This window comes from Dactylosporangium siamense (assembly GCF_016862795.1).
Taxonomy (GTDB): Bacteria; Actinomycetota; Actinomycetes; order Mycobacteriales; family Micromonosporaceae; genus Dactylosporangium; species Dactylosporangium siamense.
The window spans coordinates 1-4,212 of the sequence record NZ_BONQ01000241.1 but is presented as its reverse complement, the minus strand read 5'-3'; the positions used below and the strand labels follow the sequence as shown (position 1 = coordinate 4,212).

The window sequence follows — 4,212 nt, the reverse complement described above, 5'->3', positions numbered from 1 at the left end:
GGCCGCATGGCAGCGTCGAGCACGTGCAGCCGGGTCCCGCCGAAGGGCGTGCCGATCGACGCCGGCCGGTCACCGCCGGTAGCCGTTCCCGCGGAGGCACACACCGTCGCCTCGGTCGGGCCGTACGCGTTCAGCAGTCGGACCCGGTCCGCCCACACCGCGGCCAGCCCGCCGTCCAGCTGCTCGCCCGCGCTCACCAGCGTGCGCAGGCCGGCCAGCTGCTCCGGACGCAGCACTGCCAGCAACGACGGCGGCAGTGTCGCCACCTCGACGCCGCTGTCCCGCACCAGGTCCGCCAGCGCCGCCGAGTCGGCGCGGTGCCGATCTTGCGCGATCACCAGACGACCGCCGCCCGCCAGCGCCATGCACAGGTCCCATACGGAAGCGTCGAACCCGAACGACGCGAACAGCAGCACCGCGTTGCCGGCGCCGAGCAGGTCCCGCTGGCCCGCGACGAGGGCCGCCAGGCTCCGATGCGTCACCTGCACGCCCTTCGGACGGCCCGTCGAGCCCGACGTGAACATCACATATGCCGTCTGATCCGCCAACACACGCGGCAGCGCCGCCGGGCCCGGCTCCACGTCTTCGAGCCACGTGACCTCGACGCCGGCGTCGCGCAACCCGTCCGCGAACCCGCGGTGGCCCAGCACCAGCGACGCGCCGCCGTCGGCGACCATGGCGGCCAGCCGCTCGGGCGGGTGCACCGGGTCGAGCGGCAGGTAGGCCGCGCCGGCCCGCCATGCCGCCACGATCGCCATCACCATGTCCACACCCCGACGCAGACAGAGCCCGACCACATCGGCTCCAGCCAGCCGCCCCGCCAGTGCCCCGGACCGCCGCCACAGCTCGGCGTATGACAGCGACTCGTCGCCGCACTGCACTGCCACGGCGTCCGGGGACGCCGCCGCCCACGCACCGATCTGTTCGTGGATCGTCTCCACCGGCGGCAGCTCCATCACGGGAGCGCCCCACATCGACAGGTCCGCCAGCTCGCCGGGCGTCAGCAACGGCAGCTGCGACAACCGCACATCCGTCGCGCCCGCCACCGCCGACAGCAGTCGCTGGAGATGATCGACCAACCGCGCCATCCGCGGCGCGTCGAACAACGCGGTGCTGTATTGCACCGAGCCCTCCAGGCCCGACGCGGCCTCGCCTACCGAGACCGACAGGTCGGACTTGACCGGCAGCGCGGCCGAGCCGTCGTCGCCGTCGCCGTCGCCGGTCGCGTAGTTGAACGAGGCCTGGAACAGTGGGCCGCGCGAGCGGTCCCGGACGACGCCCAGCTCGTCGACCAGCTGCGCGAACGGCACATCCTGGTGCTCGTATGCGGCCAGGGTGTCGGCGCGGACGCGCTGCAGCAACTCCACGAAGGTCGGATCGCCGGACAGGTCCGTGCGCAGGACCAGCGTGTTGACGAAGAACCCGATCAGGCCCTCGATCTCGGCCCGGTTCCGGTTCGCGATCGGCGTGCCGACCACGATGTCGTCCTGACCGGTGTACCGCGACAGCAGCACATTGAACGCCGCGAACACCGTCATGAACATCGACACACCGACCGACCGCGACACCGCACGCAGACCCTCGACGACATCGGCCGGAACGACGAAGTCCAGCACCGCACCCGCCGTCGACCGCACCGCCGCACGCGGGCGGTCCGTCGGCAGCTCGAGCACCGGCGCGCCCGTGAGCCGCCGGCGCCAGTAGCCGAGCTGACGCTCCAGCACCTCACCGGTCAGCCACTGCCGTTGCCAGACGGCGAAGTCGGCGTATTGCACCGGCAGCTCCGGCAACCGCTCCCCGCGGTAGAGCGCATCGAGCTCCCGCCGCAGGATCGCCGACGACCATTCGTCGCCCACCAGGTGATGCATCGCCAGCGCGAGCACATGCGACCGCGCTGCGACCCGCAGCAGTGTCGCCCGGAACAATGGTCCTGCCGCGAGGTCGAAGGGCACCACGGCGTCGGCCGCCAACCACGCGTCCACCTCCGCGGCGGGCACGTCGACGATCGGCAGGTCGAAGCGGACGGTCGGCGGGTCGATCACCTGCCACGGCACACCTTCCGCGTCCGCCACCAGGCGGGTCCGCAGCACCTCGTGCCGCCCGACCAACGCGCCCAACGCCGCGACCAGGGCCGGCACGTCGAGGTCGCCCGGCAGGCGGATCGACATCGGCGTGTTGTACTCCACCGAGTCCGGGTCCAGCTGGGCGAGGAACCACAGCCGCTGCTGAGCGAACGACAACGGCAGCAATCGGTCGCGGCCCACGAACACCACGGGCGGGGCTGCCGTCGTCGGGTTTGCGGCCTCGATCACCTCGGCCAGTTCGGTGATGGTCGGGGTGTCGAACAGTGCCGCGACCGGCAGTTCGACACCGAACGCGACCCGCACCCGCGACACCACCTGCGTCGCCAGCAACGAATGCCCACCAAGCTCAAAGAAGCTGTCACGCACCCCAATCCGATCGACACCCAACACCTCAGCCCAGATCCCCGCCAACACCTCCTGCACCAGACCCGCCGGCGCGACAAACACACCATCCCGCCGCGACACATCCGGCGCCGGCAACGCCGCCCGATCCACCTTCCCATTCACCGACAACGGCAACGCCGGCAACGACACAAACACCGACGGCACCATGTACTCCGGCAACCGCCCCCGCACCAACCCCGGATCCACCACACCCACCACATACGCCACCAACCGGTCCCCATCCACCAGCACCGCCGCCGCCTCCGCACCCGCAGCCACCAACGCGTCCTCCACCTCACCCAGCTCCACCCGATACCCACGCACCTTCACCTGACGATCAACCCGACCCACGAACACCAGCTCGCCATCCACCCACCGGCCCAGGTCACCGGTCCGGTACAACCGCGAACCGTCACCCGCGAACCGGTCCGCCACAAACCGCTCCGCCGACAACACCCCCCGACCCGCATACCCCCACGACAACCCGCCACCACCAACGAACACCTCACCAACCACCCCCGCCGGCACCGGACACAACCACCGGTCCAGAACCCACACCCGAACCCCCGGCAACACCCCACCAACCACACCATCGGCGACCAGCCCCGACCCCGACACCACACCGAACGTCGAATCGACCGCCGCCTCCGTCACCCCATACCCAACCAACAACCGCACCCCCGCACCCAGCACCGCCCGCGCCCGCGCCGCCGCGTCCACCCGCCACCCATCCGTCGTGACCACCAACAACCGCAGCCCCTCCACCGCTACACCCAACCCCACCAACCCATCCACATACCGCGGCGCACACTCCAACGCCTCAATCCGCGAACCCCGCAACAACTCCGCGAACCGCACCGGGTCCACCTGCGCGCCCGGCTCCCCCAACACCAACGTCCCACCCGAACACAACGCCCGCACCACATCACCGGTGAACACGTCAAACCCCGCCGCCGCCAACGACAACCACCGATACCGCGCCCCGCCCGGGAAATGCGCCACCGACCAACCCGCGAACACCGACAACAACGCGCCATGCGACACCAGACTCGCCTTCGGCCAGCCCGACGAACCCGACGTGAACACCACACACGCCAACCCCAACCCGCCCACCACCAGCGGCTCCTCCCCACCAACCGGCGGCACCTCGTCCAACACCACGTCGTCCAGCCACACCACATCGACCCCGGCCGCGGCCAGACCGTCCGCGACACCCCGATGACCCAACACCAACGACGCACCCGAATCAGCCACCATGAACGACAACCTGTCCGGCGGATTCATCGCATCCAGCACCACATACGCGCCGCCCGCCCGCCACACCGCCACCATGGCCACCACCAGATCCACACCCCGACCCAGACACAACCCGACCACCGACCCCGCGCCCACCCCCGCACCACGCAACCACACCGCCAAACGATTCGCCCTCGCCGCCAACCCGCCATACGTCAACGAGTCCCCGCCACACTCCACCGCCACAGCACCCGGATCAGCCGCCGCCCACCCGGCAATCCGCTCATCCAACCCGCCCGAGGGCACCTCGACGTCGGTGCCGACACCCGACCACGACCGCAACGACGAAACCTCGACCGGCGTCAACCACGACAACTCCGACACCCGGACCCCCGCACCGCCGGCCACCTCAGCCAACACCCGCTGCAGATGCCCGACAAACCGCTCCACGGTCGCCGCGTCGAACAACGCCGTCGCGTACTCCACACCACCGACCAACTCACCACCA

The 4,212-nt window shown here is 70.5% G+C and carries 1 protein-coding gene; it reads right to left on the bottom strand.

The window, feature by feature from the left end; all coding sequences use genetic code 11:
- A partial coding sequence (locus Dsi01nite_RS58205; protein ID WP_373318977.1) for an AMP-binding protein occupies positions 1-3,944 on the bottom strand: 3,944 nt, incomplete at its 3' end.
- Positions 3,945-4,212 lie beyond the last annotated feature (268 nt).